General features: G+C 68.7%; 3 protein-coding genes. All 3 read left to right on the top strand.

Features of this window, described 5'->3' with window-relative positions; genetic code table 11:
- Positions 1–601 (top strand): cell division protein FtsL (ftsL, locus tag AC5RV2_RS15770; RefSeq protein WP_494093116.1); only part of this gene is annotated, 601 nt, incomplete at its 5' end.
- A 27-nt stretch (positions 602–628) separates the two neighbouring features.
- On the top strand, positions 629–2407 hold the full coding sequence (locus AC5RV2_RS15765) for a peptidoglycan D,D-transpeptidase FtsI family protein (RefSeq protein ID WP_494093115.1): 1779 nt from the start codon (positions 629–631) through the stop codon (positions 2405–2407).
- On the top strand, positions 2404–3798 hold a 1395-nt coding region (locus AC5RV2_RS15760), incomplete at its 3' end, for a Mur ligase family protein (protein WP_494093114.1). The genes AC5RV2_RS15765 and AC5RV2_RS15760, both read left to right, overlap by 4 nt.

The following is a 3798-nucleotide window of genomic DNA, read 5'->3' as shown; positions in this document are numbered from 1 at the left end:
GGCCCGGGGTCCCGCGGCGGCGCCCCGGCAGGCGCCCCGCCGTACCCCGCTCTCCGTCGTACCCAACAGCCCGACGCGCAAGCGCGTACCGTTCGCCCTGTTCTGCTTTACCGTCCTGGTGCTCGCACTCGGCAGCGTCCTGATGCTGAACATCTCGGTCTCCAGCGGGCAGTACAAACTGGTGGAGCTGCGCAACGAGCAGGTCTCCTTGGCCCAGGCGAACGAAAAACTGACACAGCAACTCGAAAACAACCAGGCTCCCCAGAATCTGGCCGCGAAGGCGGCAGAATTGGGAATGGTAACGTCTCCGTCGGTCGGCTCCATCAACCTGGAGAGCCAGAAGGTCACCGGGAAGCCGAAGGCGGCGGAACCAGGCGCAGCCCCGGAGCTGCTGGTGGCCCAGCCGGAAAATCCGGTCCACCAGCCGGCCGCGAAGGATGGAGCCGGGAAGAAGGACGGCGCCCCCGCGGCGGCGAAGGAAAACGCGAAACCTGCTGCCGCTGCCGAAGGCGCTGCAGAAGGGGACGCGGCACCGAAACAAGCCGAAAAGCAGCTGAACGGCGGGAGCATCCCGGCGCCGAAGCAACAGACAGGCCAGTAACCGCCCGGCAACGCAAACGAGGTACCAGTGGCAGCACCAACAGCCGACCGGCAGCACCCCGACCGTACGGCGAGGGCCACCCGGCGGCTCCGGGCCGGGCTGGCGATGGTGCTGATCCTGCTGGTTATCCTCGGGGCCCGCTTGTTCCAGCTGCAGGGACTGGACACGGCAGGCATGGCCCAGGCCGCAGTGGACAAGCGCCTGCGCACCGTCGACCTGCCCGCGCTGCGCGGCGAGATCCTGGATGCGAACAACAACGTGCTCGCCCGCAGCGTGCAGCGGTTCGACGTGGTGGTGGACCAGCGGCTGGTCGAGGACTACACCCGGTTCGATCCGATCAGCCAAAAGTCCGAGGACGTCAAGATTGCCGACGCCATTGCCGAGCTGGCGGGCATCCTCGGCCAGGACGTGGAGACCGTCACCAAAGCGGTCACCGGCGACAAGCCCTTTAATTATGTGGCCAAATCGGTCACCCCGGAAGTCCAGCAGAAGATCGAGGACCTGGCCTTCCCCGGGCTGTCCGCCCGCGCGACCACCATCCGCAATTACCCGGCAGGGGCGGTGGCCGGCTCCGTGGTCGGGTTTATGCGGTCGGACGGCGTGCCGCTCGAAGGCATCGAGGCCTCGCAGAACGACGTCCTCTCCGGGACGCCGGGCTCGAAGACCTATGAAATCGGCGCCGACGGCATCCGCATCCCGGTCGGCACCTATGAAGAAGTCCCGGCCGTGGACGGCCAAAGCGTGCGCCTGACCCTCAATACCGACATCCAGTGGTACGCCCAGGAAGTCATCGCCGAGACCGTGCAGGATTACGGCGCCGACTACGGGACCGTCGTCGTCCTGAATGCCAAGACCGGCGACCTGATCGCGCTGGCGGACTCCACGACGGTGGACCCCAATGATCCGGGCGCCACGCCGGACAGCGAACGGCAGTCGATGGCGGTGACCCGTGCCTTCGAGCCGGGATCGACCACCAAGATGATCACCATGGCGGCGGCGATCGAAGAGGGCATCACCACCCCGACTTCGCGGTACACCATCCCGCCTAAATACACGGTCAACGGCCAGACCTTCCAGGACGCGACACCGCACGGCACCCTGACGCGCACCACGGCCGGAATCTTCGCGCAGTCGCTCAATACCGGCACCACCATGATCGGGCAGCAGCTGACGCGGCAGCAGCGCTACGACTACCTGCGGAGGTTCGGCATCGGCCAGCGCTTCGACATCGGCATCAACGGCGCCACCGCCGGCCTGCTGGCCGAGCCCGGGACGTGGGACGGGCGGCAGGAGTTCACCGTCCTGTTCGGCCAGGGCCTCGCCCAGACGGCCCTCCATACCGCCGTTGCCTTCGGCACGATCGCCAACAACGGGGTGCTGATGCAGCCGCGGCTCATCGACGCCTACATCGACCCGAACGGCACCGAGCACGAGGTGCCGGTCGAGAAGGGCAGCCGGGCGGTTTCCAAGAAGACCGCGAACCTGGTGCAGGACATGCTGGAAACCAACTCGAAGTACCACAGCGGCAAGCCCGGTAACATTAAGGAGTATCGGATCGGGGTCAAGACCGGTACAGCCGAAGCACCGGCCGCCGACGGGGGATTCAGCGGCTACACCATTTCGATGGCCGGCATCGCCCCGATGGAGGATCCGCAGTTCGTCGTCGTGGCGACCATCCAGCGGCCGCAGGGCGGGGTGCTGACGCTGTCGGCCGGACCGACGTTCAAGAAGGTCATGACGCAGGTCCTCAACGCCTACGACGTGCCGCCGTCCACCAGCAAACGGGTCGACCTGCCGCTGGAATGAGCCAACCTGGAGAATATGTGAGTTCCACTGCCGAGCAGCCCCACCGGTCCGCCTCGCCCTTGCGGCCCCAAACGGTCAGGCCGGTCCGGCTGGCGGCGCTGAGCAGCATGCTGCAGCACCGTGGGCTTCCCGTGCCGGAGGGCGGCCCGGGGTCGGAGGACCTGTCCTTTACCGGGATCACCATCGATTCGCGTTCCGTCGAGCCGGGGGACTTGTATGTCGGCCTGCCCGGAGCCCGCCGGCACGGCGCCGACTTCGCCGCCCAGGCCGAAGCGGCCGGAGCGGCGGCCATCCTGACCGACGACGGCGGCGCCCGGCGGGCAGCCGGCCTGGCACCGGCCCTGCCCGTGCTGCGGTCACGGGACCTGCGCGCACTCGTGGGGCCGCTGGCGGCCGCCGTCTACGGCAGCCAGCCCGCGGGCGGCCGGGCGCCGGCGCTCTTTGGCGTCACCGGAACCAACGGCAAGACCACCACCACCTACTTCATCAAGTCCCTGCTGGAGGCGCTGGGCCTCAGCACCGGACTGATCGGAACGATCGAGATCACGGCCGGTTCCGAACCGATTCCCAGCGCCCTGACCACGCCGGAATCGCCCGAGGTGCACGGGTTGCTGGCCCTGATGCGCGAACGCGGGCTGGACGCGGCGGCCATGGAGGTCTCCTCGCATGCCATTTCCTTCCGGCGGGTCGATGCCGTCCGGTTCGACGTGGCCGGCTTCACCAATCTCACCCAGGACCACCTGGACCTGCACGGGAGCATGGACGAGTACTTCGAGACCAAGGCCCTCCTGTTCAGCCCGGAGCGGTCCGGCCGGGCGGTCGTGTGCGTCGACGACAACTGGGGCCGCCGGCTCGCCGACCAGGCCCGGGCCGCCGGAGTCCCGGTGGCCACCCTGGCCACGCAGGGCGGCAGCGCCGACTGGTCCGTTCGCAACCCGGTCCGTGAGGGCCTGGGGCACCGGTTTGAGCTGCACGGGCCCGACGGCGTGGTGCTGCGGCTGCACACCGGGCTGCCCGGCTCGTTCAACATCTCCAACGCCGCGCTGGCCGTGGTGATGGTGGCGGCCTCCGGCACCTCTCCGGCGCGGCTCCAGCAGGCGCTCGACACGGCGGATCCGCTGACCGTCGAGGTTCCCGGCCGGATGCAGGTGCTCAGCGGCAACCCGGCCGCGATCGTCGACTTCGCGCACAATCCCGACGCGCTCGAGCGGACCCTGGCCTCGGTGCGCCGTCCCGAACCCGGGGCACGCGTGATCGTGGTGTTCGGAGCCACCGGAGAACGCGATCAGACCAAGGGGGTGATCAGCACGGCGTCCGGCGGCCGACCCAGGGACGCCAACTGGGCGGCTTTGAGTCCGTCGTCGTCGACGGGCACTGTTTCCACCACGGCG

Source organism: Arthrobacter sp. Y3225116 (assembly GCF_059091245.1).
The sequence above is the reverse complement of the archived record's forward strand: the minus strand, read 5'-3'. Positions and strand labels throughout refer to the sequence as shown.